16 protein-coding genes, 1 tRNA gene, 12 pseudogenes and 1 riboswitch are annotated in these 25,320 nt (G+C 70.6%); of the genes and pseudogenes, 21 read left to right on the forward strand and 8 right to left on the reverse strand.

From position 1 onward, the window contains the following. The first annotated feature begins 19 nt into the window (after positions 1 to 19). The 8 genes and pseudogenes from RBJ77_RS04795 (at position 20) to RBJ77_RS04830 (ending at position 9,304) form a co-directional block, all read left to right on the forward strand. A complete protein-coding gene (locus RBJ77_RS04795) occupies positions 20 to 1,012 on the forward strand; it encodes a transglycosylase family protein (RefSeq protein WP_372343831.1) in 993 nt (330 codons plus the stop codon). A gap of 136 nt (positions 1,013 to 1,148) precedes the next feature. Further along, a riboswitch (cyclic di-AMP (ydaO/yuaA leader) is annotated at positions 1,149 to 1,350 on the forward strand. A 4-nt stretch (positions 1,351 to 1,354) separates the two neighbouring features. Beyond that, positions 1,355 to 2,038: a transglycosylase family protein gene (locus RBJ77_RS04800; RefSeq protein WP_372343832.1), complete on the forward strand. Its 684-nt coding sequence runs from the start codon at positions 1,355 to 1,357 to the stop codon at positions 2,036 to 2,038. A 511-nt stretch (positions 2,039 to 2,549) separates the two neighbouring features. Beyond that, positions 2,550 to 3,830: a phosphopyruvate hydratase gene (gene eno, locus RBJ77_RS04805; protein ID WP_372343833.1), complete on the forward strand. Its 1,281-nt coding sequence runs from the start codon at positions 2,550 to 2,552 to the stop codon at positions 3,828 to 3,830. A gap of 91 nt (positions 3,831 to 3,921) precedes the next feature. Then, complete coding sequence (locus tag RBJ77_RS04810) at positions 3,922 to 4,419, forward strand: septum formation initiator family protein (protein ID WP_372343834.1); 498 nt, start codon at positions 3,922 to 3,924, stop codon at positions 4,417 to 4,419. Between the two features lie 23 nt (positions 4,420 to 4,442). Next, a complete protein-coding gene (locus tag RBJ77_RS04815; protein WP_372343835.1) occupies positions 4,443 to 4,967 on the forward strand; it encodes a DUF501 domain-containing protein in 525 nt (174 codons plus the stop codon). After that, positions 4,964 to 5,908 (forward strand): exopolyphosphatase, encoded by a 945-nt coding sequence (locus RBJ77_RS04820; RefSeq protein WP_372343836.1) that lies wholly within the window; start codon positions 4,964 to 4,966, stop codon positions 5,906 to 5,908. Before RBJ77_RS04815 ends, RBJ77_RS04820 begins: the two co-directional genes overlap by 4 nt. 535 nt (positions 5,909 to 6,443) lie before the next feature. Next, a pseudogene (locus RBJ77_RS04825) lies at positions 6,444 to 7,788 on the forward strand (NAD(P)/FAD-dependent oxidoreductase); the annotation flags it as partial. A gap of 235 nt (positions 7,789 to 8,023) precedes the next feature. Beyond that, positions 8,024 to 9,304, forward strand: a pseudogene (locus RBJ77_RS04830) (class I SAM-dependent methyltransferase). 83 nt (positions 9,305 to 9,387) lie between these two features. On the opposite strand, the pseudogene RBJ77_RS04835 reads toward RBJ77_RS04830, so the two are convergent. After that, positions 9,388 to 11,925: pseudogene (locus RBJ77_RS04835) on the reverse strand (ABC transporter permease). A 206-nt stretch (positions 11,926 to 12,131) separates the two neighbouring features. Further along, positions 12,132 to 12,902 (reverse strand): annotated as a pseudogene (locus tag RBJ77_RS04840) (ABC transporter ATP-binding protein). A gap of 378 nt (positions 12,903 to 13,280) precedes the next feature. Here RBJ77_RS04840 and RBJ77_RS04845 point away from each other — a divergent pair. From RBJ77_RS04845 to RBJ77_RS04860, 4 genes and pseudogenes are all read left to right on the forward strand, one after another. Continuing rightward, positions 13,281 to 13,363, forward strand: a tRNA-Leu gene (locus RBJ77_RS04845). Between the two features lie 307 nt (positions 13,364 to 13,670). Beyond that, entirely contained in the window at positions 13,671 to 13,784 is a 114-nt protein-coding gene (locus RBJ77_RS04850) for an FAD-dependent monooxygenase (RefSeq protein WP_372343837.1), read from the forward strand. Positions 13,785 to 13,833: 49 nt separating this feature from the next. Beyond that, positions 13,834 to 14,849 (forward strand): annotated as a pseudogene (locus RBJ77_RS04855) (4-hydroxybenzoate 3-monooxygenase). A gap of 154 nt (positions 14,850 to 15,003) precedes the next feature. Further along, positions 15,004 to 15,904 (forward strand): annotated as a pseudogene (locus RBJ77_RS04860) (Bax inhibitor-1/YccA family protein); the annotation flags it as partial. A 93-nt stretch (positions 15,905 to 15,997) separates the two neighbouring features. Here RBJ77_RS04860 and RBJ77_RS04865 read toward each other — a convergent pair. Further along, positions 15,998 to 16,229, reverse strand: a pseudogene (locus RBJ77_RS04865) (DUF4287 domain-containing protein). A gap of 88 nt (positions 16,230 to 16,317) precedes the next feature. Here RBJ77_RS04865 and RBJ77_RS04870 point away from each other — a divergent pair. Continuing rightward, a pseudogene (locus RBJ77_RS04870) lies at positions 16,318 to 16,557 on the forward strand (hypothetical protein); the annotation flags it as partial. Between the two features lie 647 nt (positions 16,558 to 17,204). Here the strand turns inward: RBJ77_RS04870 and RBJ77_RS04875 are convergent. The 4 genes and pseudogenes from RBJ77_RS04875 to RBJ77_RS04890 all read right to left on the reverse strand — a co-directional run bounded on the left by RBJ77_RS04875 (position 17,205) and on the right by RBJ77_RS04890 (position 20,899). Then, positions 17,205 to 18,001 (reverse strand): annotated as a pseudogene (locus RBJ77_RS04875) (hypothetical protein). Positions 18,002 to 18,260: 259 nt separating this feature from the next. Next, on the reverse strand, positions 18,261 to 18,581 hold the full coding sequence (locus tag RBJ77_RS04880) for a hypothetical protein (RefSeq protein ID WP_372343838.1): 321 nt from the start codon (positions 18,579 to 18,581) through the stop codon (positions 18,261 to 18,263). A gap of 136 nt (positions 18,582 to 18,717) precedes the next feature. Continuing rightward, positions 18,718 to 19,584 (reverse strand): annotated as a pseudogene (locus RBJ77_RS04885) (hypothetical protein); the annotation flags it as partial. Positions 19,585 to 19,888: 304 nt separating this feature from the next. After that, positions 19,889 to 20,899, reverse strand: a complete 1,011-nt coding sequence (locus RBJ77_RS04890) for an SGNH/GDSL hydrolase family protein (protein WP_372343903.1) — start codon at positions 20,897 to 20,899, stop codon at positions 19,889 to 19,891. Between the two features lie 281 nt (positions 20,900 to 21,180). Here RBJ77_RS04890 and RBJ77_RS04895 point away from each other — a divergent pair, with 281 nt between their 5' ends. The 5 genes and pseudogenes from RBJ77_RS04895 (at position 21,181) to RBJ77_RS04915 (ending at position 22,601) form a co-directional block, all read left to right on the forward strand. Continuing rightward, positions 21,181 to 21,363 (forward strand): pyridoxal-phosphate dependent enzyme, encoded by a 183-nt coding sequence (locus RBJ77_RS04895; protein ID WP_372343839.1) that lies wholly within the window; start codon positions 21,181 to 21,183, stop codon positions 21,361 to 21,363. Between the two features lie 95 nt (positions 21,364 to 21,458). Further along, positions 21,459 to 21,866 (forward strand): annotated as a pseudogene (locus tag RBJ77_RS04900) (pyridoxal-phosphate dependent enzyme); the annotation flags it as partial. 52 nt (positions 21,867 to 21,918) lie between these two features. Then, a complete protein-coding gene (locus tag RBJ77_RS04905; protein ID WP_372343840.1) occupies positions 21,919 to 22,290 on the forward strand; it encodes a hypothetical protein in 372 nt (123 codons plus the stop codon). Positions 22,291 to 22,314: 24 nt separating this feature from the next. Then, positions 22,315 to 22,446 (forward strand): hypothetical protein, encoded by a 132-nt coding sequence (locus tag RBJ77_RS04910; RefSeq protein WP_372343841.1) that lies wholly within the window; start codon positions 22,315 to 22,317, stop codon positions 22,444 to 22,446. Between the two features lie 17 nt (positions 22,447 to 22,463). Further along, entirely contained in the window at positions 22,464 to 22,601 is a 138-nt protein-coding gene (locus RBJ77_RS04915) for a hypothetical protein (RefSeq protein ID WP_372343842.1), read from the forward strand. Between the two features lie 298 nt (positions 22,602 to 22,899). Here RBJ77_RS04915 and RBJ77_RS04920 read toward each other — a convergent pair. Beyond that, positions 22,900 to 23,766, reverse strand: a pseudogene (locus RBJ77_RS04920) (MurR/RpiR family transcriptional regulator). A gap of 147 nt (positions 23,767 to 23,913) precedes the next feature. Between RBJ77_RS04920 and RBJ77_RS04925 the strand changes: the two are divergent. The 3 genes from RBJ77_RS04925 to RBJ77_RS04935 all read left to right on the forward strand — a co-directional run bounded on the left by RBJ77_RS04925 (position 23,914) and on the right by RBJ77_RS04935 (position 25,155). Further along, entirely contained in the window at positions 23,914 to 24,324 is a 411-nt protein-coding gene (locus RBJ77_RS04925; protein ID WP_372343843.1) for a hypothetical protein, read from the forward strand. 13 nt (positions 24,325 to 24,337) lie between these two features. Beyond that, positions 24,338 to 24,856 (forward strand): hypothetical protein, encoded by a 519-nt coding sequence (locus RBJ77_RS04930; RefSeq protein ID WP_372343844.1) that lies wholly within the window; start codon positions 24,338 to 24,340, stop codon positions 24,854 to 24,856. Positions 24,857 to 24,978: 122 nt separating this feature from the next. After that, complete coding sequence (locus RBJ77_RS04935; RefSeq protein ID WP_372343845.1) at positions 24,979 to 25,155, forward strand: hypothetical protein; 177 nt, start codon at positions 24,979 to 24,981, stop codon at positions 25,153 to 25,155. The last annotated feature ends 165 nt before the right edge of the window (positions 25,156 to 25,320 follow it).

Raw genomic sequence — 25,320 nt, forward strand, 5'->3', positions numbered from 1 at the left:
TCTCGCGAAAGGCAACCGCATGCTCTCCGGGAACGGTCGTCACCGTCGCCCCCGTCAGGCTCCTGCTCTCGTCGTCGCCTTCGGCGTCACGGGAAGCGCCATCGCGATCCCGCTGCTCGCCGCGACGAGCGCGAGCGCCGCCTCCACCACCACCTGGGACAAGCTCGCCGAGTGCGAGAGCGGTGGCCAGTGGAGCCTGGACGCGGGCAACGGCTACTACGGCGGGCTCCAGTTCTCGCAGGAGATGTGGGAGCAGTACGGCGGCCTCGACTTCGCCCCGCGTGCCGACCAGGCCAGCCGCTCGCAGCAGATATCCGTCGCCGAGAAGGTCCTCGACGCCCGGGGTCCCCTCGCCTGGCCGAGCTGCTCGATCACGGCGGGCCTGACCCAGGGCGACGACTCCGCCGATGTCGACCCGGGTGCGAGCCCCTCCCCGCAGGCGTCCGACTCCGCGGGTGACGGCCAGGGATCGGACGGCTCGGGAGAGAAGAATCACGGCAAGTCCGGTGAGTCCGGCAAGGCCGATGAGTCCGGCGAACCGGGCGACGCGTCCGACACCCCGTCAGCTGACGCCTCGGGAGATACCTCCGGTAACAAGGAGAGTGGCGAGCCGACGGACGACGCGAGCGGCAAAACGGACAAGTCGGGTCGACTCGACTCCGCTTCCCCGGCTGCTCCGGACGCCTCGGACGCCTCGGAGTCCGCCATGCCGCCCTCGTCGGCCCCCGCGGACGACACCACCGGCGGCCGGCACCGCGGCGACCGCGCCCCGGACGACACCGCCGACTCCCGTACGGGGGACGGGCGTCACGCCTCCCGCGACACGAAGCGCGGCGACGGCGATTACACGGTCCGTTCCGGCGACAACCTGTGGGACATCGCGGACGCCCAGGACGTGCGAGGCGGTTGGTCCACGCTCTACGACCTGAACAAGGGGACGGTCGGCTCCGACCCGGACCTCATCCTTCCTGGTCAGAGTCTGGATCTTGGTGTCGAATCGGGCGAAAAGTAGCGGGAGTTCGGGGTGGGTTGAGACTCGTATGTCCACTTTTGCTCGAGTGAGACATGAGTCTCAAAGACCCTGATCGTCTTTGAAATCGGGCGGATCTACTGCTTAACGTCGTCACCGCTCGCCACTGCGGGCCCCGATGGACGTCACGCCGAATCCTGCCAACGTCCGTACGGGAACAGTCGACGCGTCAGCGCCGTAGGCAGGAGCGGGGGACCCAGGTAAGCGCCGTCGAGGGAGACCGAGACGGCTTGGGGTTAAGCCGCGCACAAGGTTGCGCGGCCGGGCACTCACTGGCCCGAACCCGACAGCTCACCTCGTAGGCGTCGGTGAGGGGATCTCTCCATGCTGTTCTCCAGCAAGGGCAAGCACCGCCGCCCGTCCAAGGCCGTCCGTGTCGCCACGCTCGCCGGTGTCACCGGTGCCGCCGTCGCCGTCCCGCTGATGGGCGCCACCTCCGCCTCCGCCGCCTCCACCTCCGAGTGGGACCAGGTCGCGCAGTGCGAGTCCGGTGGCAACTGGTCCATCAACACCGGCAACGGCTACTACGGCGGCCTCCAGTTCTCGGCCTCCACCTGGGCCGCGTACGGCGGCACCGCCTACGCGTCCACGGCCAACCAGGCCTCCAAGGCGCAGCAGATATCGGTCGCCGAGAAGGTCCTCGCCTCCCAGGGCAAGGGCGCCTGGCCGAGCTGTGGTGTGGGCCTCTCGGGCGCCTCCACGTCCAACCCCGCGCCGGCCGCCGAGCCCCAGCAGCAGCAGGCCCAGCCGAAGCAGGCTCAGCCGAAGCAGCAGGAGCGCTCCGACTCCTCGACGACCACGCGGTCCGAGAAGCGCGAGACCGTCACCACCCCGACCGGCAAGAAGGTCGAGAAGGGCGACGGCGAGTACAAGGTCAAGTCCGGTGACACCCTCAGCAAGATCGCCGAGGCGCACGGGACGACCTGGCAGAAGGTCTTCAAGCTGAACAAGGACATCGTGTCCGACGCCGACCTGATCTACCCGGGTCAGCAGCTGCACCTGAAGTAAGCAGCGCCGCCGCACGTATATAGGGGAACCCGGCATCGGCGGACGCCGAGATCCCCTCCCGTCCCCCAACGGGCCGCTCAGCGCGCCCCCCATCTCCGGAATCCGGAGGTGGGGGGTTTCGCGTGCCCGCCGCCTGCGGGCCGGTGGGGCTTCTCGCGCAGTTCCCCGCGCCCCTGAAAGCCTGCGGCTTCGCCGCGCTTTCCCCTGAACGCCCTGCGGCCTTCTCCTGATGAAGGTCGCGCACGGAGTGCGCACCTTCAGGGGCGCGGGGAACTGCGCGAGAAGCCCCCACCGGCCCGCACCCGGCAATGGTCGCCGACCCGGCAGGCGGGATTCCGTCACCCGGTCGCCACCACCCCGCTTTGTTTAGGTCGGGAACATTTTGCTAACGGCCGTGTCCACGAGACGGGCGGTCGGCTGGCCGATGCCCCGGAGCCGGTTAGGCTCAAGGGGTCGAGGCCGTGCATCGCGGCCCCGCATAGCCCGCGTCACATCCCAGAAGGAGATGCTCGTGCCGTCCATCGACGTCGTCGTAGCCCGGGAAATCCTGGACTCCCGAGGCAACCCCACGGTCGAGGTCGAGGTCGGCCTCGACGACGGCAGCACGGGTCGTGCTGCTGTTCCGTCCGGCGCCTCCACCGGTGCCTTCGAGGCCATCGAACTCCGTGACGGTGACCCCAACCGTTACCAGGGCAAGGGCGTCGAGAAGGCCGTCCTCGCCGTCATCGAGCAGATCGGCCCGGAGCTCGTCGGCTACGACGCCACCGAGCAGCGCCTGATCGACCAGGCGATGTTCGACCTGGACGCCACCGACAACAAGGGCTCCCTCGGCGCCAACGCCATCCTCGGCGTCTCCCTCGCCGTGGCCCACGCCGCCTCCGAGGCCAGCGACCTGCCGCTGTTCCGCTACCTCGGCGGTCCGAACGCGCACCTGCTGCCCGTCCCGATGATGAACATCCTGAACGGTGGGTCGCACGCCGACTCCAACGTCGACATCCAGGAGTTCATGATCGCCCCGATCGGTGCGGAGTCCTTCTCCGAGGCGCTGCGCTGGGGCACCGAGGTCTACCACACCCTCAAGAAGGTCCTGAAGAGCAAGGGCCTGGCCACCGGCCTGGGCGACGAGGGCGGCTTCGCCCCGAACCTCGGCTCGAACCGCGAGGCCCTCGACCTCATCCTCGAGGCCATCAAGGAGGCCGGTTACATCCCCGGCCAGCAGGTCGCCCTCGCGCTCGACGTCGCCGCCTCCGAGTTCTACAAGGACGGCAAGTACCTCTTCGAGGGCAAGGAGCGCTCCGCCGCCGAGATGACGGAGTACTACGAGGAGCTCGTCTCCGCGTACCCGCTCGTCTCCATCGAGGACCCGCTGTACGAGGACGACTGGGCCGGCTGGAACGTCATCACCGCGAAGCTGGGCGACAAGGTCCAGCTCGTCGGCGACGACCTCTTCGTCACCAACCCGGAGCGCCTGGCCCGCGGCATCGAGGAGAACTCGGCGAACGCCCTGCTCGTGAAGGTGAACCAGATCGGTTCGCTGACGGAGACCCTGGACGCCGTGGAGCTCGCCCAGCGCAGCGGCTTCAAGTGCATGATGTCCCACCGCTCCGGCGAGACCGAGGACGTCACCATCGCCGACCTCGCCGTCGCCACGAACTGCGGCCAGATCAAGACCGGCGCCCCGGCCCGCTCCGAGCGCGTCGCCAAGTACAACCAGCTCCTGCGCATCGAGGAGATCCTGGACGACGCCGCGGTCTACGCCGGCCGCAGCGCCTTCCCCCGCTTCAAGGGCTGACCTCCCCTGACGCCGTAGTTACGTACGTCCCCGCACTCGGTCCCGTACCGTGTGCGGGGACGTACGTACGTATCGGGGAGGCGAGCAGGCGATGGCCGGTAAGGTCCGCGACCGGAACAAGGACCGGTCCGCCGCGTTCTCCACGGCCACCCGTCTGAGGCTGCTCGGCGAGCAGACCGCCGAGCGCGTCTACCGCTCGCAGAACAAGCGCCAGGCCCGCCGCTCCCGCCTCACCGGCCGCGCGGCGCTCCTCGCCCTCGTCCTGTGCACGCTGGTGGTCGCGCTCGCGTACCCGATAAGGCAGTACGTCTCCCAGCGCGGCGAGATCGAGGACCTCCAGCGCCAGCAGCAGGAGGCCGAGGAGCGGGTCGAACGGCTCCGCGACGAGAAGGCCCGCTGGCAGGACGACGCGTACGCCGAGCAGCGGATCCGCGAGCGGCTGCACATGGTGATGCCGGGCGAGACCGGGTACGTGGTGCCCGATCCGCGCGCCACCGCGTCGAGCCGCGCCGAGCAGGGCGAGACGGACCGCCCCTGGTACTCGAACGTCTGGGACGGCGTCGACAAGGCCGACCAGACCGACCACTGACACGGAAGACACGTAAGAGACGCATGGACACGCCCCCGCCCCAGACCGAAGCCACCGCGCCCACGGACGCCGACATCCGCGCGTTCAAGGAGCAGCTGGGCCGCCCGCCGCGCGGTCTGCGGGCCATCGCGCACCGCTGCCCGTGCGGCAACCCGGACGTGGTCGAGACGGCCCCCCGGCTGGAGGACGGCACGCCGTTCCCGACGACGTTCTACCTGACGTGCCCGCGGGCGGCCTCCGCCATCGGCACCCTGGAGGCGAACGGCGTCATGAAGGAGATGACGGAGCGCCTCAAGACGGACGAGGACCTGGCGGCCAAGTACCGCGCGGCCCACGAGGACTACATCGCGCGTCGTGACGCCATCGAGGTCCTGGAGGGCTTCCCGAGCGCCGGCGGCATGCCGGACCGGGTGAAGTGCCTGCACGTCCTGGTCGCGCACTCGCTGGCCGCGGGCCCGGGCGTGAACCCGCTGGGCGACGAGGCGATCGCGATGCTGCCCGAGTGGTGGAAGAGGGGCGCGTGCGTGTCCGCGGAGGTGGCCGAGTGACCCGGGTGGCCGCCGTCGACTGCGGGACGAACTCGATCCGGCTGCTCGTCGCGGACGCGAATCCGCAGACCGGCGAACTCGTCGACCTGGACCGCCGGATGACGATCGTCCGGCTCGGCCAGGGCGTCGACCGGACGGGCCGGCTGGCCCCCGAGGCGCTGGAGCGGACGTTCGCGGCGTGCCGCGAGTACGCCGCGGTGATCAAGGAACACGGGGCGGAGAAGGTCCGCTTCGTCGCGACGTCCGCGTCCCGCGACGCGGAGAACCGCGACGAGTTCGTGCGGGGCGTCCTGGACATCCTGGGCGTGGAGCCCGAGGTCATCAGCGGTGACCAGGAGGCCCAGTTCTCCTTCACGGGTGCGACGAAGGAACTGACCGGCCGCGCCGACCTGGACAAGCCGTACCTGGTCGTGGACATCGGCGGCGGCTCCACCGAGTTCGTCGTCGGCGACGACGCGGTGCGCTCGGCCCTCTCCGTCGACATCGGCTGCGTCCGCATGACGGAGCGCCACCTCGTCGGCGAGGACGGCAAGGTGACGGACCCGCCGGCCCCGGCCCAGATCGAGGCGATCCGCGCGGACATCGCCGAGGCCCTCGACAGGGTCACGCAGACCGTCCCGATCACCTCCGCCCGCACGCTGGTCGGCCTGGCCGGTTCGGTCACGACGGTGGCGGCGCTGGCGCTCGGGCTCCAGGAGTACGACTCGACGGCGATCCACCACTCCCGGATCCCCTACGAGAAGGTCGCCGAGCTCACCGACTGGCTGCTGGCCTCCACGCACGACCAGCGCGCCCTGAAGCCGGTCATCCATCCCGGCCGGGTCGACGTGATCGCCTCGGGCGCGCTCGTGCTGCGCCTGATCATGGAGTGGACCGGGGCCCGCGAGGTGGTCGTCTCCGAGCACGACATCCTCGACGGGATCGCCTGGTCCATCGCCTGACGATTCGCCCGGCGATCCGCCTGACGAATCGACTGGCGCGAGGGCTCGCCTGAGCGTGTCCCACCCCGTCCGAGCACCGGAAACGGGGGTCCCGACACGCTTCGGCGACACCCCGTCGGGAAAGTTCGTGAAGTTCTTCACAAGGAATTCGGTCCCATTGGCGGCTGTTACGGGCCCGTGGGCCCGTCCGGGGGTGCCGCAGGACACTTCTGCCCGGGGTTTACGAGGTTCCGCGCGTGTTACGCGCGGATGAAAACCGTGAGTGGTCCAGTGCCGCCGAATGCTCACTGTGGCTGCTCAAGAGGGGTGAGCAACGACCGGGGGTGCCCCGTGGTTCCCTCTGTGGACCATGACATGGGTCACGTGGGCGGCGAAGTGTAGCAGAGGCCTCACCCGTGCTTGTGAAGGGGCGCACGAGCGACCCCCTCCAGTCGGGTGGATACTCGATGGCATGAGCACCACGGAGCGTCCCAGGATCCTCATTGTCGGGGGTGGGTACGTAGGCCTGTACGCGGCGCGACGCATCCTGAAGAAGATGCGTTACGCGGAAGCGACCGTCACGGTCGTCGACCCGCGCTCGTACATGACGTACCAGCCCTTCCTCCCCGAGACCGCCGCCGGCAGCATCTCGCCGCGCAACGTCGTCGTACCGCTGCGACGCGCTGTGCCGGGCGCCGAGATTCTCACCGGCCGCGTCACCACCATCGACCAGGACCTGCACAGGCCGCCACGGTCGCCCGCTCGTCGGCGAGGCGTACGCAGGTGCCTTCGCCTACCTGCGATCGCGCTCGGCGCGGTACTCCGCACCTTCCCGACGCCGGGCCTCGCCGCTGAGGTCGGCATCGGTGATGAAGGTGCTGTCGAGGAGGCCATCGGCCTGCGCTGCCACGATGCTCGAGCTGGCCTCTCGCGACAAGGCCGAGATCGACGACCGACGAGGAGATCATCGCCGCAAGGCGCTCACCTCGTCTGATCGTCGATCGCGGTGGCTTCGCGGGCGCCGAGACACATCGGTGAGGTCGAGGACCTGGCGCTGCGATTTCGCGGCCAGTTCTACTAAGGAACGTGAAGCGCGAGGACATGCGCTTCGTGCTCGTCGACGCCGCCGACAGGTGCTGCCCGAGGTCGGCCCGGAGCTCGGCCAGTACGGCCGCAAGCACCGAGTCCCGCGGCATCGAGGTCTACCTGAAGACCACCATGCCGTCCTGCGTCGGCCTGGTCACGTCGTGCTAACCTCCAACAGGGCTCGAGGTGGTCAGAAGGCTCGAACACCGTGCGTGTGGACCGCCGGCGTCAAGCCGAACCCGGGCAGCCCTCTCGCGCTTCGGTCTCCCGCGCTCGGCCCGCGCGGCCACGTGGCTCCAGGCCACTCCGGGTCGCCGGCAGCGACTGCATCTGGAGCGCGCGGGCGGCGACGCCCAGATCGCCGGACCTCGTCGGCGCCGCAAGGCGGGCAACGACAGAGCGCACTGGTGCCCGCCGAACGCGCAGCACGCCATGCGCCAGGCCAAGGTCGCTCGGCGACAACGTGGTCTCCGGCATGCAGGGCTTCCCGCGAGAAGAGGGTACAGCCACAGCAACAGGGCGAACCGTCGCGGGTCTCGGCCTGCACAAGGGCGTCGCGATGATCGTCAGCTGGGCAAGATGAAGATCAAGCTCGAGGGCCGTCTCGCCTGGTACATGCACCGTGGTTACCACGGTCTGGCCATGCCGACCTGGAACCGCAGGTCCGGGTGATCGCCGAGCGGACGATCAACATGTCTCAGAAGCGCGACATCACCGCGCTCGGTGCCTGCGTCTCCGCGCGAGGAGGTCGACGAGCCGCCAAGCCGGCGCCCAAGCCCGTGGTGGAGGAGAAGAAGGCCGAGGCCAAGGCCTCTGACCTGCGGCTCAGTGCCAGCGAAGGGGCTGCTCTGCCATCCGTGGTGCGAGTGGTCCCTTCGGTTTTCTCCTGCCCAAAGTACGTGAAGCCCTGGCCAAGCATTTTGCCGTTCCGTGACGCGATAACGACCGCGCAACCGCCCTGTTCGGTGCTTCTTACGTCGGCGCTGGGACCGTTCGGGATTTCCCTCGTCACGGAGGTGTGCGCCGCGCAGGACGCCACGCGCACAGCGGCTGAAGAATCCGCCGACGCAGCTGCTCGGCGCCGAGCTCCCGGTGCGTGGCTGCGCGCCTGGGATCGAAGAGCTCGGAGGCCGGGCCCCGGACACGCCGGCCCTCGTCGTGCGCAACCGCCGCGCGCTGCGCCGACTCGCTCTGGAAGCCGGGCGAGCTGGGGCTCGCCCGCGCCTGGGTGGCCGGCGACCTGGACGTGGACGGCGATCTGTGCGACGCGCTGAGGTCGACTGGCCGGGCTCGATCTGGGAGCGCCCCGAAGAGGAGCGCAGGAGCCTCGTGGAGGCGCTCAGGGACCCAGGTGCGCGCGCGGCCCGCGAGCTGGTCAAGCTCGCAGGACCGTTCCTGCCGCCGGCCCCGCCCGCCGAGGAGATGCGCCGCAGGCCGCCTGCACCTGCACACCAAGGGCGACAGACAAACAGGCCATCAGCCACCACTACGACGTCGGCAACGACTTCTACGAGCTGGTCCTCGGCCCTTCGATGGTCTACTCGTGCGCCTACCGGGAGTCGCCGGAGTCGACGCCGGAGTCCGCCCAGCGCGACAAGCTGGAGCTGATCTCCCGCAAGCTCGACCTCAAGCCGGGATGCGCCTCCTCGACGTCGGCTGCGGCTGGGGCTCGATGGCCGTGCACGCGGCCTGTGAGCACGGCGTGAGCGTCGTCGGCGTCACCCTCTCGCAGGAACAGGCCGCGTTCGCCAGGGAAGCGCGTCGCCGACGAGGGCCTCACCGACCGCGTCGAGATCCGCGTCCAGGACTACCGACGTGCGCGACGGTCCGTGCGACGCGATCTCCTCCATCGCGCATGGCCGGCAGCACGTCGGCTCCGCGCGGTGCCTGGAGTACGCCGCCGACCTGTACGCCCTCCTCAAGCCCGGCGGGCGGCTGCTCAACCACCAGACGTCGCGCGGCGGCCCCAGGAGGACGAGTCGGCGTACGAGGTCGACGAGTTCATCGACGCCACGTGTTCCCGGACGGCGAGCTGGCGCCCGTCGGCACCACCACGGCCGCTGGAGCGGGCCGGGTTCGAGGTGCGCGACGTCGAGGCCATCCGCGAGCACTACGCGCTCACGCTGCGGCACTGGGTGCGCACCTGGAGGCTGGAAGGAGGCCCGAAGCTGGTGAGCCCCGGCCGGGCCCGGATCTGGCGGCTCTACATGGCGGCCTCCGCCCTGAGCTTCGAGCGCAACCGCATCGGCGTGAACCAGATCCTCGCGGTAGAAGACACCGGTGAGCGGGGCCTCGGGGATGCCGCTGCGGGCCCGTACCTGGAACGTCTGACCCGCGTCCGCACCACGCCGTAGCGTCGAAGGGGCCCGCCGGTGACACACCGGCGGGCCCCTTCGCGTACGACTGCCGTACGGCTACTCGGACTTGATCGCCGCCAGCATGTTCAGCCGGGCCGCGCGGCGCCGGCCGGCCACAGGGCCGCCAGGATGCCGACCACCGCGGCGAGCGCGAGGAAGATCCCCATCCGGCCCCAGGGCAGGATCAGCGCGTACGTCGACATGCTGTTGCCGATGAGCTGACCGGCCGCCCAGCCGAAGAACACGCCCAGGCCGATGCCGAGCACGCCGCCGAACAGGGAGATCACCAGGGACTCCAGGCGGACCATGCGCTTGATGCCCTTGCGGTCGATGCCGATCGCGCGGAGCATGCCGGTCTCCTGCTGGCGCTCGAAGACCGACATGGCCAGGGTGTTGATGACACCGAGGACGGCGACGATGACCGCCATGGCGAGCAGGCCGTAGAGCATGTTCAGCATCAGCGTGAACATCTGGGCGATCTCGTTGGAGATGTCCTGGCGGTCCTGGATCTTGACCGCGGGGTTCTCGCCGAGCGCCTGGTCAGCTTGTCCTTGGTGGCGTCGGAGGTGCCGCCGGACGTCTTCAGCATGACCTGCATGTCGGAGACGCCGTCGGTGATGTGCGGGTTCAGGGTCGAGGAGTCGAGCATGATCCCCGGATCATCTCGTTGCCCTCGTAGACGCCCGCGACCGTCAGCCGCTGCTCCTTGCCGTCCTCGTAGTGGACGGTGAAGGCCGAGCCGGCCTTCCAGTCGTGGTCCTCGGCGGTCTCGATCGTCGACCACGACGTCGCTGCCGCCCACGGTGAACGTGCCGCTGTCCACCGGGAGTTCGGCGAGCCGGCTGATCGTCTTCCCGTTGACACCCGTCAGGTACTCGGTGCTGTTGTCGATGCGCGAGGGCGAGTTCGACAGTCCGCTGGTGGCGGTGACGCCGGGCGTCCCGTCGAGCGTCTTGAGGACGTCGGGCGAGAGCGCGTTCCCGTTCGCCATGGAGACGACGTAGTCCGCCTTGAGGGAGTCGGCCGCCATCTTGTCGATCGCCGACTGGATCGCTGCCCGCGATCACCGTCAGACCGGTGATGAGGGTGAGGCCGATCATCAGGGCCGAGGCGGTGGCGGCGGTGCGGCGCGGGCTGCGGACCGAGCTGAGGCGGGCCAGCTTGCCGGCGATGCCGAAGGCGCGCAGCACCGGCGCGGCGGCCGCGATCAGCGGGCGGGACAGCAGCGGCGTGAGGATGAAGACGCCGATCACCAGCAGGCCGGCGCCGAGCCCCATCGGCAGCTGACCGGAGTCGCCGCTCATGGTCGTCGCGGCGAGCACGGCCGTGACACCGGCGGCCGAGACGAGCGCGCCGAGCGTGTTGCGCAGCACCAGGGACTTGGCGGTGGGGGCGGCGTGCACCGCGTTCATCGCGGCGACCGGCGGGATCTCGCGGCGCGGCGGCCCGGCAGCCAGGCGGCCAGCATCGTGATCAGGACGCCGACGACGAGCGCGGAGACGACCGTGCCGGGGGAGACGACCAGCGGGCCGTCCGGGATGATCGCGCCGGTCCCGTCCATCAGCGCCCGCATGCCCGCGCCGATGCCGATGCCGACGCCCAGACCGGTGACGGCGGCGACGGCGCCCACGAAGAACGCCTCCAGCAGCACGGACCGGGTGACCTGGCGGCGCGAGGCGCCACCGGCGCGCAGCAGCGCGAGCTCCTTGGTGCGCTGGGCGACCAGCATCGTGAAGGTGTTGGCGATGATGAAGATGCCGACGAACAGGGCGATGCCCGCGAAGACCAGCAGCATCGTCTTCATGGAGCTCATCGACGACGAGATCATCTCGGCCTGGTCGTCGGCGAGCCGCTTGCCGGTGTCGGTGTCGACCGCGGAGGTGCCCAGCGCCTCGTCGAGGTTCCGCTTGAGCTGGTCCTGGCTCGTCCCGGCCGCGGCGGTCACGTCGATCTCGTCGTACGCGCCCTGCTTGTGGAAGAGCTGCTGCGCGGTCGCCGTGTCGAACAGGGCGCAGGGAGCCGCCGGCCGCGACGTTGCCGTCGTCCGTGGTGAAGATGCCGGTGACGGTGGGCGTGAGCACCGGTCCGTCGATGGACATCCGCACCTGGTCGCCGACCTTGTACCCGGCCCGCTTCGCGGTCTCCGCGTCCAGGGCGACCTGGTGCTCCCGCGCGGGGCGGCGCCGTCGGTGAGCGGGTAGCGGTCGTCGGCCTGCCGGCGGTGCCCGAGTAGTTGCCGCCCTTGGTCGAGAAGCCGTTGCCGACGAGCTTGCCGTCCTGGTCGGCGACGGCCGCGTAGCCGCTGACCACGCCGGTCGCGGCGGCGGCCCCGGCACGCTCCGCGCCTTCTTCAGGGTGGCGTCGGTCAGCTTCGTGGACCGGCCGACCCTGTCGCCCTCGGACTTGGTGGAGCCGGGGTGACGGCGACGTCCACGTGGTCGAAGCCCTTGAGGACGACTTCTCCAGGGCGGAGGAGATGGTGTTGGTGAAGACGAGGGTGCCGGTGACGAAGGCGACGCCGAGCATGACGGCGAGCACGGTCATCATCAGGCGGGCCTTGTGCGCGAAGACATTGCGCAGGGCTGTTCGGAACATGGGGGTCTCTTCTAGGTCTGGGCCGGGCAGATCAGCCCTGCGGCCGTTGGGCTGCGGGTGCGGATCACTGCCTCCGGCGATTGAGGAGCGGGGTCCGGGCGGAGCCCCGTGACCTACGCGCCGTGGGGGCCGATGATTCGTTCGCGGGTGCTGCGCCGTCGTGGTTGCTCGCGCAGTTCCCCGCGCCCTTCCGGGGCGCACCTGCGTCAGCTGGTGCGGCCCTTCGCGTCGAAGCGCTTCATGCGGTCCAGGACCGTGTCCGCCGTCGGGGCGTGCATCTCGTCGACGATCCGGCCGTCCGCCAGGAAGACCACGCGGTCCGCGTAGGCCGCCGCGACCGGGTCGTGGGTGACCATCACCACGGTCTGGCCCAGCTCGCGCACGGAGTTGCGCAGGAAGCCGAGGACCTCGGCGCCGGAGCGCGAGTCCAGGTTTCCGGTGGGCTCGTCGCCGAAGATGATGTCGGGCTTGGAGGCCAGGGCGCGGGCGACCGCGACGCGCTGCTGCTGGCCGCCGGAGAGCTGCGAGGGCGGTGGCCGAGGCTGGGTCCGCGAGGCCCACCATCTGGATCACGTTCTCCAGCCACTGCTTGTCGGCCTTGCGGCCCGCGATGTCCATGGGGAGCGTGATGTTCTCCAGGGCGGTCAGCGTCGGCAGCAGGTTGAACGCCTGGAAGATGAAGCCGATCTTGTCGGCGGAGCTTGGTGAGCTGCTTGTCCTTGAGGGAGCCCAGCTCGGTCTCGCCGATCCGGACCGAGCCGGAGGAGAAGGTGTCCAGGCCCGCGACGCAGTGCATCAGCGTCGACTTGCCGGAGCCCGACGGGCCCATGATCGCGGTAGAACTCGGCCTGCCGGAACTCGACGGAGACCCGGTCGAGCGCGACCACCTGGGTCTCACCCTGTCCGTAGACCTTCGACAGATCCGTGGCGCGGGCGGCCGCCGTGGTGGTCCGGCCGGCGAGAGGGGTGGTGGTCACGGGTGGGTGCTCCTGTCGGTGCGGCGTTCGGGGACCGTTCCATCGTCCCGGCGGATCGGAGCCGTGGAGTCAGTCGCAGTTCCCGTTCCGAGGGGCGACTCGGGTCGGACCGGGGGAGGCTGTGTCATACACCTGGGGATGACACGGGACCCTGAGAACCGGGCGCCCGCCGGGACACCGCCGGCGGAGGTGAAATCCCGTCAATCCCCTGGAGCGCGCCCGTGCCGTGACAAGGCCTCCGGCAAGTGCGGATGGAGCTTGTAGTGGGCTGATGCACCCTCAGACGTCAATAAAATAAGACAACATCGGGCTGTTGTTCCGCTGATCGGGGGATGCCGCCGGATAGGCTCGGATGGTCGACGCGGAGCCCCACAGCCTGCCCGGATGGTGGAATGCAGACACGGCGAGCTTAAACCTCGCCGCCCTTCGCGGGCGTACCGGTTCAAGTCCGGTTCCGGGCACCTCCGTCCTCTCCTCCCCGTTTCCCCCTCGTTTCCCGCCCCGTCGCCTTTGCGGGCCTTGCCACAGGTATGTGTGCCCGGCGCGGGATCCGCCGTGCGCGAGGGGGCCGAAGATCGCCAACTCCCTTGCCGGGCGCGGGTCTTGGCGTGCGCACGCACCCCGTCGGCCGCCGCCGCCCGCGCCCGTCCGCCACCGGACCATTGACACCCGATGCGACCGGGGCGGAGGATCCCGCCAGAGCCTCAATGAACGAAAGTTCACCAGGCGAACGCGAGGGAACGAACGCACAGACGCGAGAGGATCCGTATGCGCACCACCGTCGGCATCATCGGAGCGGGCCCGGCCGGACTGCTCCTGGCCAGGCTCCTGCACGACGCGGGGATCGACTCCGTCGTCCTGGAGAGCCGCGACCGCGCGTAGCGTGGAACAGCGCCAGCGCGCCGGGATCCTGGAGCAGGGCACCGTCGACGTGCTGCGCGAGGCCGGCGTCGGCGCCCGCATGGACCGCGACGGAATGCCCCACGACGGCATCGAGCTGCGCTTCGACCGCCGCCGCCACCGCGTCGACTTCCCGGCCCTGACCGGCGGGAAGCAGGTCATGGTCTACGCCCAGACCGAGGTCTGCAAGGACCTCATCGCGGCCCAACTGGCCGACGGCGGGCCCCTGTTGTTCGAGGCGGAGGCGCTGGCGGTGGAGGGCGAGACACGGACGCGCCGCGCGTCCGGTTCCGGCACGAGGGCCGCGAGGACGTCCTCGACTGCGCCTACGTGGTCGGCTGCGACGGCTTCTGGGGCGTGGCCAGGAACGCGATACCGGCGCCGGAGTCCGCGACGTACGAGCGCACGTACCCCTTCGGCTGGCTCGGCATCCTCGCCGACGTCGCCCCGTCCCACGACGAGCTGGTCTACGCCCGCTCCGACCGCGGCTTCGCGCTCCTGTCCATGCGCTCGCCCTCGGTCACCCGCGCCTACCTCCAGGTCCCCGAGGGCACGGACGCCGCCGACTGGTCCGACGACGCGATCTGGGACGAGCTCGACCGCCGCCTGGCGGTCGACGACCCGGCCTGGCGGCTGGCCCGCGGACCGATCACGCAGAAGTCCGTCACCCCGATGCGCTCCTACGTCCACGAGCCCATGCGGCACGGCCGGCTCTTCCTGGCCGGTGACGCGGCGCACATCGTCCCGCCGACCGGCGCAGAAGGGCTGAACCTCGCCGTCGGCGACGTCGTCACGTGCGCGTTCGCGCCCTCGTCGCGGCCACGGAGAAGGGCGACACCGCGCTCCTCGACGCGTATCTCGGAGACCTGCCTGCGCCGCGTCTGGCAGGCCGAGCGGTTCTCCTACGCGATGACGACGATGCTGCACCGCGCGCCCGACGCCACCGCGTTCGACGACAAGATCCAGCTCGCCCGGCTCGACCGCCTGACCACGTCGAAGGCCGCGGAAGCCGATCTCGCGGAGGCGTACACCGGTTTCCCGCTGTGATCGCCGCCGGGCGGAACATCACGGGGCTGCCACGTTCGTAGAAGCAGAAAGGGGTAACAGGATGAGAAAGATCCTCCCTGAGCACTAGGGCCGGATCTTTGCCAAGCTATTACTCTTGTGGCAAGGCCATACACGGTGGCCATGGAGGAGTGAAATGAGGAGCAGCAACCCGGTCTTCTCGCGACGGGGGTTCAGCCGCGACAACGGCTACGCGCAGTTCAACACCGCGCAGCAGCCGCAGGCCGGGGGCCCCGCAGTCGGGACGCAGGCCAATCCGTACGGCCAGGCCCCCGCCGGCAACCCGTACGCGCAGAACCCCTACGCGCAGCAGGATCTGCAGTACGGCGCTCCGCAGGCGCCCACCACCACCGGCCGCATGACGATGGACGACGTCATCATGCGCACGGCGACCACCCTCGGTCTCCTCGTCGTGACCGCCGCGCTCGCCTGGGCGCTGCTCCCGGTCGACGAGGCCAACATCAACAAGTCGTACGGCATCGCGATCGGCGCCGGCCTCGTCGCGATGGTGCTCGGCTTCGTGCGAGGCCTTCAAGCGCAAGGCGTCCCCGCCGATCATCCTGGCGTACGCCGCCCTCGAAGGTGTCTTCCTCGGCGTGCTCTCCAGCATCGTCGACAACTACATCAGCGAGCGGTGCGGCCGTGCAGGCCGTGCTCGGCACGATGGCCGTGTTCGTCGCGGTCCTCGTCGCGTACAAGGCGGGCTGGATCCGCGTCAACCGTCGCTCTCTACGGCTTCGTGATGGCCGCGGCCATGGGCTTCATCCTGCTCGTGGCGGTGAACCTGCTGTTCGCCGTCTTCGGCGGCGGTGACGGCCTCGGCTTCCGCAGCGGCGGCCTCGGCATCCTGTTCGGCATCATCGGCATCCTGCTCGGTGCCTGCTTCCTGGCCCTGGACTTCAAGCAGGTCGAGGACGGCATCGCGTACGGCGCCCCGAAGGAAGAGGCGTGGCTCGCCGCCTTCGGTCTGACCCTGACCCTGGTCTGGATCTCACATGGAGTTCCTGCGGCTCATCGCGATCCTGCAGCGGCAACGACTAGCCGGTCGTCCGGTAGCTGCCTCGGGCCCGCGCACCCTTCGCGCGCGGGCCCTGGCTTCATGGGGAGTTGGCGGCGCTGCTCGGCCCGCCTCAGCCGAATCGGCGGGCGGCGCGCCTCAGGTCGTACTCGTGGATGATCGCTTTGGCATGGCCGTACGCGAGATCGTGCTCCCCGCGCAACCAGCTGACCTTCTCTTCGAAGCGAAGGAAGCAGGGGCCATCATTTCGACGGTGCGCAGCCAGTCGGAGACTTCACGACCGGTGCAGTGGGGATTCGAGCCAGCAGATTGCGGTGGGTCTCCTCGGAGAAGACTTGGGACATCGGCGCCTCGGAACGCTTCGATGTGGCCGGTCGCTTCACGCCACCGTGCCTGAGCGTTGGGGCCTTGTAAACAGCTACAGTTCGCCGGGTGCTTGATACGACGCCTTTGACCGCAGCGGTGGATCAGCTCGCGGACCGGCTCAGAGCCGCGCCGCAGAGTCGGCTGCAGCGGGGGGCCGCCGCGGAGGCGCTGGCGCTGGCCAGGGAACTCTCGGCGCGGGCCCAGCTGTTGGACGACCCTCGAGCCGTCCGGGAGATGCCGGACGCGGGGATGTTCGCGGCGGCCGATCAGATCACGGTGGCCGGGCGGGACCTGGCGGTGTCCCTGCGGGGGCCGGGGAGCTGGCGGAGGCCGTGGAGCTGGTCGAGGCGGCGATGAAGCGGGCCGGGTGTAGAGCGGTTCCGGGAGTCTCGCCGTGGCGCCTGGTGTGGTGCTGCCGGGTGCGGGTCTCGTCGTGGCTGGTCGCGCAGTTCCCGCGCCCTGGAAGGTCGATTTCGGCTGCGGGCCGGTGGGGCTTCTCGCGCAGTTCCTCGCGGCCCTTGAAACCCGATCTCGGCTGTCGGCTGGTGGGGCTTCTCGCGCAGTTCCCCGCGCCCCTTGAAACCCGATCTCGGCTGTCGGCTGGTGGGGCTTCTCGCGCAGTTCCCCGCGCCCCTTGAAACCGACTTCGGCTGTCGGCTGGTGGGGCTTCTCGCGCAGTTCCTCGCGCCCCTGGGAGGCCGATTTCGGCTGCGGGCCGGTGGGGCTTCTCGCGCAGTTCCTCGCGCCCCTTGAAACCCGATCTCGGCTGCGGGCCGGTGGGGCTTCGTGCGCAGTTGCTCGCGGGCCTGAGCGCCGCGGCTTTGCCGCGTCTTCGCCCGAGAGATACCGCGCCGTCATGGCAGCGCGCCGCTGAGATGGCGCACGGAGTGCGCGTCTCAGGGGCGCGCGAACTGCGCGACCGGCCCCCACCGGGCCGCGGTCGGCTGAACGGGTCAGGCGGAGGCTATGACGCGGTCCGCCAGGATGCAGACGCTGGCGCCGGCGCACTCGAAGGTCGGGAGCGTACGCGCCGGAGACGCCGGAGCCGCCGAGGAGGACCGGGGTGTCGCCGTCACGGAGGGCCGCGGCGAGCTGCTCCGCGGTCTCCGGTGACCCGGGGTCATGCAGAGCGTGGTGCCGTCGGCGAAGACGTAGACGTCGAGCGTGCCGAGCGGGCCGGGGCGGACGTCGGACAGCGCCGTGCGCGCCTGCGCCAGCTCCTCCAGACACGCCACCGTGCGCTCGTGGTCGCTGGAGACGGGCGACTGGACCGGGACGAAGTCCGGGTGCGAGGGGTGGCGGCGGCGGGCCGCGCCAGCTCGGCGGACTCCCCGGCGAACTCGTCCTCCGGCTCCAGGGCCGGCCGATCGACGACCGGCTCGAGGCCGGCGAAGTCGGCCTGCGCGCGGCATGAAGAACTCGTCGCCGAGCGCACCGCCACCGGTCAGGAACGGCGGCAGGTCGGACGTGTCGCGCGCCTCCTGCGCCGCCCAGAACGCCCGCGCCTCCGCCAGCTCGCGCTCCCGCTCCTCGGCGAGTGCGTCGGCGACGGCGCCGCGTATGGCGTCCGTGTCGGGAGTCGTGCGAGCCGCCGGCACGCCCGGGCGCACGGCATCCGCGCGATCACGGGCCAGCTCCTTGCGAGGTCCGCGATCTGCCGACGCAGGCCCCGGACGTTGTGCAGGGTGGCGGCGCCGACGAGCGTGGCAGCGGCCGTGGCGAGCAGCAATGCAGAGGGGATGGCGCTCACTGACGTACTCCCGGTTTCAAGTCGACCCCCGACTTCCTACATCAGCTTGAAGCCTGGACGAACCAGCTGTCAGTGCATTACGTCACGAATTGGACAGGGCTTTTGGCCGGGCGTTTAGCCCCGATATGGCTCTGGGTACCGGGCTGACGCTGCGAAAGTCCATCTCCCCGAGATGCATGTCACATCCTGGGGGAGATTGGATCACGATTGCATAGACGGATCTCGAGGTCAGCTCCGGCTCAGCTCTGGTCGGTTCCGGTCAGCTGAGGCGCTCGATGACCATCGCCATGCCCTGACCGCCGCCGACGCACATGGTCTCCAGGCCGAACTGCTTGTCGTGGAACTGGAGCGAGTTGATCAGCGTGCCGGTGATCCGGGCGCCGGTCATGCCGAAGGGGTGGCCGACGGCGATGGCGCCACCGTTCACGTTCAGCTTGTCCTCGTCGATGCCGAGGTCGCGGGCGGACGGGATGACCTGCGCGGCGAACGCCTCGTTGATCTCGAACAGGTCGATGTCCGAGACGGACAGGCCGGCCAGCTTCAGGCGCGCGCTGGACGCCTCCACCGGGCCCAGGCCCATGATCTCGGGGAGAGGCCGAGACGCCGGTCGAGACCACGCGGGCGAGCGGGGTCAGGCCCAGCTCGCGGGCCTTCGTGTCGGACATGATCACGAGGGCGGCGGCGCCGTCGTTCAGCGGGCAGCAGTTGGCGGCGGTGACCAGGCCGTCGGGGCGGAAGACGCGGCTTGAGGCCCGAGACGCCCTCCAGCGTGACGCCGGCGCGCGGGCCGTCGTCCTTCGACACGACCGTGCCGTCCGGGGTGGTCACCGGGTGATCTCGCGCTCCCAGAAGCCGTTCTTGATGGCTTCCTCGGCGCGGTTCTGCGAGCGCACGCCGAAGGCGTCCATGTCCTCGCGGGTGATGCCCTTCAGGCGGGCCAGGTTCTCGGCGGTCTGGCCCATCGCGATGTACGCGTCCGGGACCAGGCCGTCCTCGCGCGGGTCGTGCCAGGTGGTGTTCTCCTGCTGGGCGACGGCCGCGGTGCGGGCCTCGGCCTCGGCGAAGAACGGGTTGTGCGTGTCGGGCAGCGAGTCCGAGTTGCCCTTCGCGAAGCGCGACACCATCTCGACGCCGGCCGAGATGAACACGTCGCCCTCGCCCGCCTTGATGGCGTGCAGCGCCATGCGCGTGGTCTGCAGGGAGCTGGAGCAGTAGCGGGTGATGGTGCAGCCCGGGAGGTGGTCCATGCCCATCTGCACGGCCACGATGCGGCCGAGGTTGTTGCCCTGCTCGCCGCCGGGGAGGCCGCAGCCGAGCATCAGGTCGTCGATGTCGTGCGGGTCGAGCTCGGGGACCTTGGCGAGGGCGGACTGGATGATCGTGGCGGTCAGGTCGTCCGGTCGCAGATCCTTCAGGGAGCCCTTGAAGGCGCGGCCGATGGGGGAGCGGGCGGCTGAGACGATCACTGCTTCGGGCATCACGGCTCCAGAGGGTTCGTTGACCTTTTCAGGCGGGACCGTCTGGGAAGTTACCCTGTACGTACTGCTCAGGTCACCGGCATGGGTGTGTGACCCCGCCAGCATCTTTCTAAGCGCTTGCTCAGCGCTCTGCGTCCAACGGGTGAGTGATCCGGGTAGCCCCCGGGGGTGCGGGAGCTGCGCGCCCAGCCCCCACCCGGCGAACGGCCTCGGGGCTCCGCGGCGCTCCTCAACCGCCGGAGGGCTGATCTGGGCGCCCCTAGGCGCGAACTGCGCGACCAGCCCCACCGGCGGTCGGTCGGGCACCGGCCTCGGCTCTGCCCGGTCCCGCTCCTCAATCGCCGGAGGGGCTCGATCTGGGCGCCAGGGCGCGTACTGCTGCGCCAGCTCCCCACCGGCGCTCACCCGGTCAACGGCCTCGGGGCTCCGCCGGACCCGCTCTCGCTCGCCGGAGGGCTTGATCTGCGACCCAGGGCGCGGGGAACCGCGCGACCAGCCCGCCGGCGGTCGGTCGAGGGCAGGTGGTCTCAGTCGCCGGACGTGGCCGACCGCGTCCTGCGGAGAGTTGGCGGCGGCGGCGTCGCTTGAGCAATGCCCACGGGCCCCGGACCGTCGGCATCGCGGCAGTGACCTCCGTGCCGCCCTCCTGACCGCCTGGGCCGCCGCACGGGCCACCGGCAGGAAACCCTCGGCGCGGGCGACGTCCGCGCTCTCCTCCGGCCACAGGCCCAGGGAGGCGCACAGGGTCGGCAGGACGGCCATCGCCGCCGTCGCGTACCCTCCGCCGAGGGGTGGTAGTTGTCGGGCCGAACAGCTCCGCGCGGGCCGCCGAGAACTCAGGGCCCAGCAGATCGCCCAGCGAGACGTGCGCCCGCCTGCTCCACCGTGCCGATCGCCTGCGCGGCGGCGGGCTGCCGCGACGCCTCGCCGGGCCAGCCAGCGCAGCGGCTGTTGCACCGGCTCGACGGCGCCGAGGTCGGGACAGGTGCCCACGACCACCTCCGCACCGGCCGTGCGCAGCCTGCGGACGGCCGCGGAGAGGTGGCGTACGGACTTGCGCGGCGGGGATGCGGTGCGTGACGTCGTTCGCGCCGATCATGATCACGCAGACGTCCGGCTGCCAGGCCGGGTCGGCGAGCTCAGCGCGACCTGGCGGTCCAGGTCGTCGGACTGGGCGCCGCGGCAGCGCCGCGTTGCGCAGCTCCACGCGCGCTCGGCCACCGCCGCGAGTCCCGACGCGAGCAGCGCGCGCCGGCGTCTGCCGGCGCGGTGCACGCCCTGCCCCTGCGGCCGTGGAGTCGCCGAGCATGGTGAGCGCAGGCTGCGCCCCGACAGCGCGTACGCCCTGCCGCGACAGCGCCGTCCGCCGACGGGACGTGCACCGGTCCGTCCCGTGGTTGCCGACCTGGCGGCGCGCCATCTGGACCTCGGCCAGAACCACGCCGACGGCGGCCGCGCCGCAGCGCAGCCCGATGCCCGCCGCGTGCCGCCGCCCCGCGGCGATCCGCCGTGCCACTCGCCCTGCTCGACATGTTCGCGGCCACCTGCCTCTGTTCAGCGACGTACGAAGATCGCCGTTCCTACGGCCAGCATGAACTCATTGCCCGCAATCCCCGTCGGCCACTCGCAACGGGAGATGAAGGGCCTGGTACACGCGCAATACGCTGACCACATCCCCTACGCAGGAGACCCGGAGACAACGTGCAGATCCACGACTCGATGATCAGTCTCGTCGGCAACACCCCGCTGCTGAGGCTCAACAAGGTGACCGAAGGGCTGCAGGCGACCGTCCTGGCCAAGGTCGAGTACTTCAACCCCGGCGGTTCCGTGAAGGACCGCATCGCGCTGCGCATGATCGAGGCCGCCGAGCGAGCGGGGAGCTGAGCCGGGCGGCACGATCGTGGAGCCCACCAGCGGCAACACACGGGCGTGGGACTCGCCATCGTGGCCCAGCAGAAGGGCTACAAGCGCATCTTCGTCTGCGGACAAGGTCTCCACCGACAAGATCAGCGCGCTGCGCGCGTGGCTGCGCCGAGGTCGTGGTCTGCCCGACCGCCGTGGATCCCGAGCACCCGGACTCGTACTACAACGTCTCGACCGGCTGGTCCGCGAGACGCCCGGGGCGTGGAAGCCGGACCAGTACAGCAACCCGAACAACCTCGCTGTCCCACTACCACTCGACCGGCCCCGAGCTGTGGGAGCAGACGGAAGGGAAGATCACCCATTTCGTCGCCGGTGTCGGGACCGGCGGCACGATCTCGGGGACCGGGCGGTACCTGAAGGACGCCAGTGAGGGCCGGGTCCAGGTCATCATCGGCGCGGACCCCGAGGGGTCGGTCTACTCCGGCGGCTCCGGGCGGCCCTACCTCGTCGAGGGCGTCGGTGAGGACTTCTGGCCGACGGCGTACGACCGCGAGCGTCGCCGACGGCATCGTCGCCGTGTCCGACAAGGACTCCTTCCAGATGACGCGGCGGCTCGCCAAGCGAGGAGGGGCTGCTCGTCGGCGGCTCCTGCGGGATGGCTGTCGTCGCCGCGCTGCGCGTCGCGGAGGGCTCGGCCCGGACGACGTGGTGGTCGTGCTGCTGCCGGACAGCGGCCGCGGCTATCTGTCGAAGATCTTCAACGACGAGTGGATGGCGGACTACGGGTTCCTCGACGACTCCGGGCCGAGCGCCCGCGTCGGCGACGTGCTCAAGCGACAAGGACGGCGGCGCGCTGCCCGAGCTCGTCCACATGCACTCCCGAGGAGACGGTCGGCGAGGCCATCGACGTGCTGCGCGAGTACGGCGTCTCGCAGATGCCGATCGTGAAGCCGGGCGCCGACACCCGACGTGATGGCCGCAGAGGTCATCGGCTCGGTCGTCGAGCGGGAGCTGCTCGATGCGCTGTTCGCGCAGCGGGCGTCGCTGCACGACCCGTTGGAGAAGCACATGCTCGGCGCCGCTGCCGCAGGTCGGATCCGGTGAGCCGGTGCGCGGACCTGATGAGCGTGCTGGGCGCGGCCGACGCCGCGATCGTGCTGGTCGAGGCGCAAGCCGACCGGCGTGGTGAGCCGTCGGACCTGCTGGCGTTCCTGGCCAAGGGCGCCACGAAGCAGCCGGCGCCGGTCCGTTTCGCATGACCGCTTCACCGGTTCGCGAAACGGTACTGAGCGCGACACGTGCGCGCAGCACCGGCTTAACACGCGTCCGGCAGATTGGTGGGTGTCGGAGGGGGTGGGAGCGGCTCCCGCTCCCAGCCGGCACCGTAGCGGCGTCAAGGACCTCCGAGCGGCTCCCGGACCTCCACCGACGCCCAGACGTGACGCCCGCCTGACCCGGGCGGGCGTCCTCGCGGGGACCGCCGTCGTCCCGCCCCCGTCACAGTGCGGCGGTCCCCGCGCAACTCTCTTTCCCGTAAGCAAGGGCTGCTCCGCTGGCCTACTCCACGAAGAGGCCGCGCTCGGCCGCCCGCACGTCGAACTCCTCCAGCCGCGCCTGCGCCTGCGGCAGCCCGTCGCACATCGCCTCCAGGAGCACCCGGCCCAGCAGCATCGGCGCGCACGCCGTGCTCGAAGGCGAGGCCGTGCCGACAGGGCCGCCGGCAGCAGGAGGTCGGAGTGCTTGGCGACCGGCGCGAAGGCGGAGTCGGCGACGGTGACGACGGCATCAGCCCGGCCTCCTTGGCGTACGCGAGGGCGCTCGACGACCTCCCGCGGATGGCGGGGGAGCGCGAAGCAGAGCAGCGTCGCCGCGCCCGCGCGCACGGCCGCGTCGATCCGGTCGGCGAGCATCGTGCCGCCTCGTCGAGGAGCCGGACGTCGGGGTGGACCTTCGCCGCGAAGTACGAGAACCCGTACGCCTGGGAGGCCGCGGCGCGCAGGCCGAGCACCGGCAGCGGCCGGGACGCGGCGAGCAGCCGGCCCGCCCGCTCGACCGCGACGGGTCGGCGAGCAGCTCCGCCAGGTGGCGCAGATTGGCGATCTCGGCCTCGACGGCCTGCTGGTACTCGCTGGCCTCGGTGGCCGCCGTCCGCCGCTGGCGGGGGCGACCTCGCGCAGGTGCTTGCGCAGCGCCGGATAGCTCGTCGAGAGCCGAGGGCGACCGCGAACGGGTCACGGACGGCTGGCTGACTCCGGCCAGATCCGCCAGCTCCACCGAGGACAGGAACGGCACGTCGGCCGCGCGGCGCACCATGCAGTGCGCGATCCGGCGCTGGGTGGGCGTGAGCCGGTGGCCCTCGAAGAGGTGCTGGAGCCGGGCGGCGGGGCCCTGACCGAGCGCGGCGCGGTCCGTGTGGTCGTTCATCTCTCCCCGTTCCCCTGCGGTCCATTCAGTGCAGCTGCTAGCGTGTATGAGCTTATTCAGAGCAGGGGACCGGCGCCAGGTTCCGCCGCGATGGGGCAACGGTAGTGTGCCTTTCCGTCAGGCAACGGATGTGCAAGGGGAGCGCCCGTGGGCAACGGGGGACCGGGGAGCGACGGCCAGACGCTGGCCAGTTCGCCCGCCGACAAGAAGAAGGCCGCCAAGTACCTGGAGGAAGAACTCCTCCCGCACACGAAGTCGGCCGGGAACATGGCGGCGGGCGGCGGGGCCGTCAAGCCGCCCTTCATCGGCCCCGTGGCGCCGGCCAGTCCGCTGATGAAGCAGGACACCGGGCTCAATGGCCTCTCCGGCTGGGCCAGCGATCAGGGCCTGTCGGACGCGCTGGTGGCCTGGCAGGGGTCGGCGAACCGTCTCCTCGGCCGGCTGCAGACGGAGCTGAACGCGCTGCACGGCACGAAGAACCTGTTCCAGGGCACCGACCTCGGCGTCCAGAGCCAGGTCAACGGCATCCGTCCGCCCAGCAGCTTCGACGGAATGTGACGGGGGCCCGGCCATGGCACTGACGTACCAGGACGTGATGACGGCCGATCTCTCCTTCTTCGTGGACGTCTCCACGGCGTGGAAGAAGATGGGCGACCGCTTCGGCGAGCTGCAGACGGACTACGAGAAGAACGTCCAGGGCGTGCTCGGCAACGGCAACTGGCAGGGCCTCGCCTACGGCGCCCAGCAGCAGAACGCCTCCGCCACCGCTCTTCGAGTACGGCGCGGCGAAGGCGGAGGCGCACGCCGTCGCGAGCCTGCTCACCGACGCGCACACCGATCTGGTCCGGCTGCAGAAGGCGGTCAAGGACCTCGTCGAGGACGCGGAGAAGAAGGGAGACTACAAGGTCGACTCTGGTCCGGCAAGGCGACCTACGTCGGCTTCGACAAGATGTCGCAGGACGAGAAGTTCGCGCTCCACCACGACCCCGACTATCCGAAGCTGGTCGCCGACGCCAACCAGAGGCCAGGACTGGTCCGACGCCATCACCAAGGCCGTCCAGGCCGTGCGACGACTGCGACCAGAGCGTGAAGCGCGCCCTGTCCCGCCTCCAGCGACGTGAACACGGACGGCCTCGGCTTCGGCGGGTTCAACGCGCACGCCGACGGCGACCTGAAGACGGCGGGCAAGCCGGAACCCAAGTCCGAGAAGAAGTGACGGCGGTTTGGGTCTCCGAGGGCGAGTCCGAGGCGTCCGGTCCTGAGGCCGGAGCCGAGGCCAAGGCCTCGGACGTCGGCGGCGGCAAGCTCGGCGAGGCCGAGGCGCACGCGTACCTCGGCAAGGCGTCGGCGGAGGGCTCGCTCACCAACGGCGTTCAAGCTGGCCGGTGAGGCCGAGGCGTTCGCCGGGGCCAAGGCCAACATCGGCGCGGGCATCACCAACGAGGGGCTCAACGCCGAGGCCGGTGCCTTCGCCGGCGGCGCGGCCTCGGCCCAGGGCAGCGCCTACGCCGGCCCGGTCGGCGTCTACGGGCGGGCCGAGGGCAGGTGGGCGCC

The organism is Streptomyces sp. KL116D, from assembly GCF_030766975.1.
Classification (GTDB): domain Bacteria; phylum Actinomycetota; class Actinomycetes; order Streptomycetales; family Streptomycetaceae; genus Streptomyces; species Streptomyces longispororuber_A.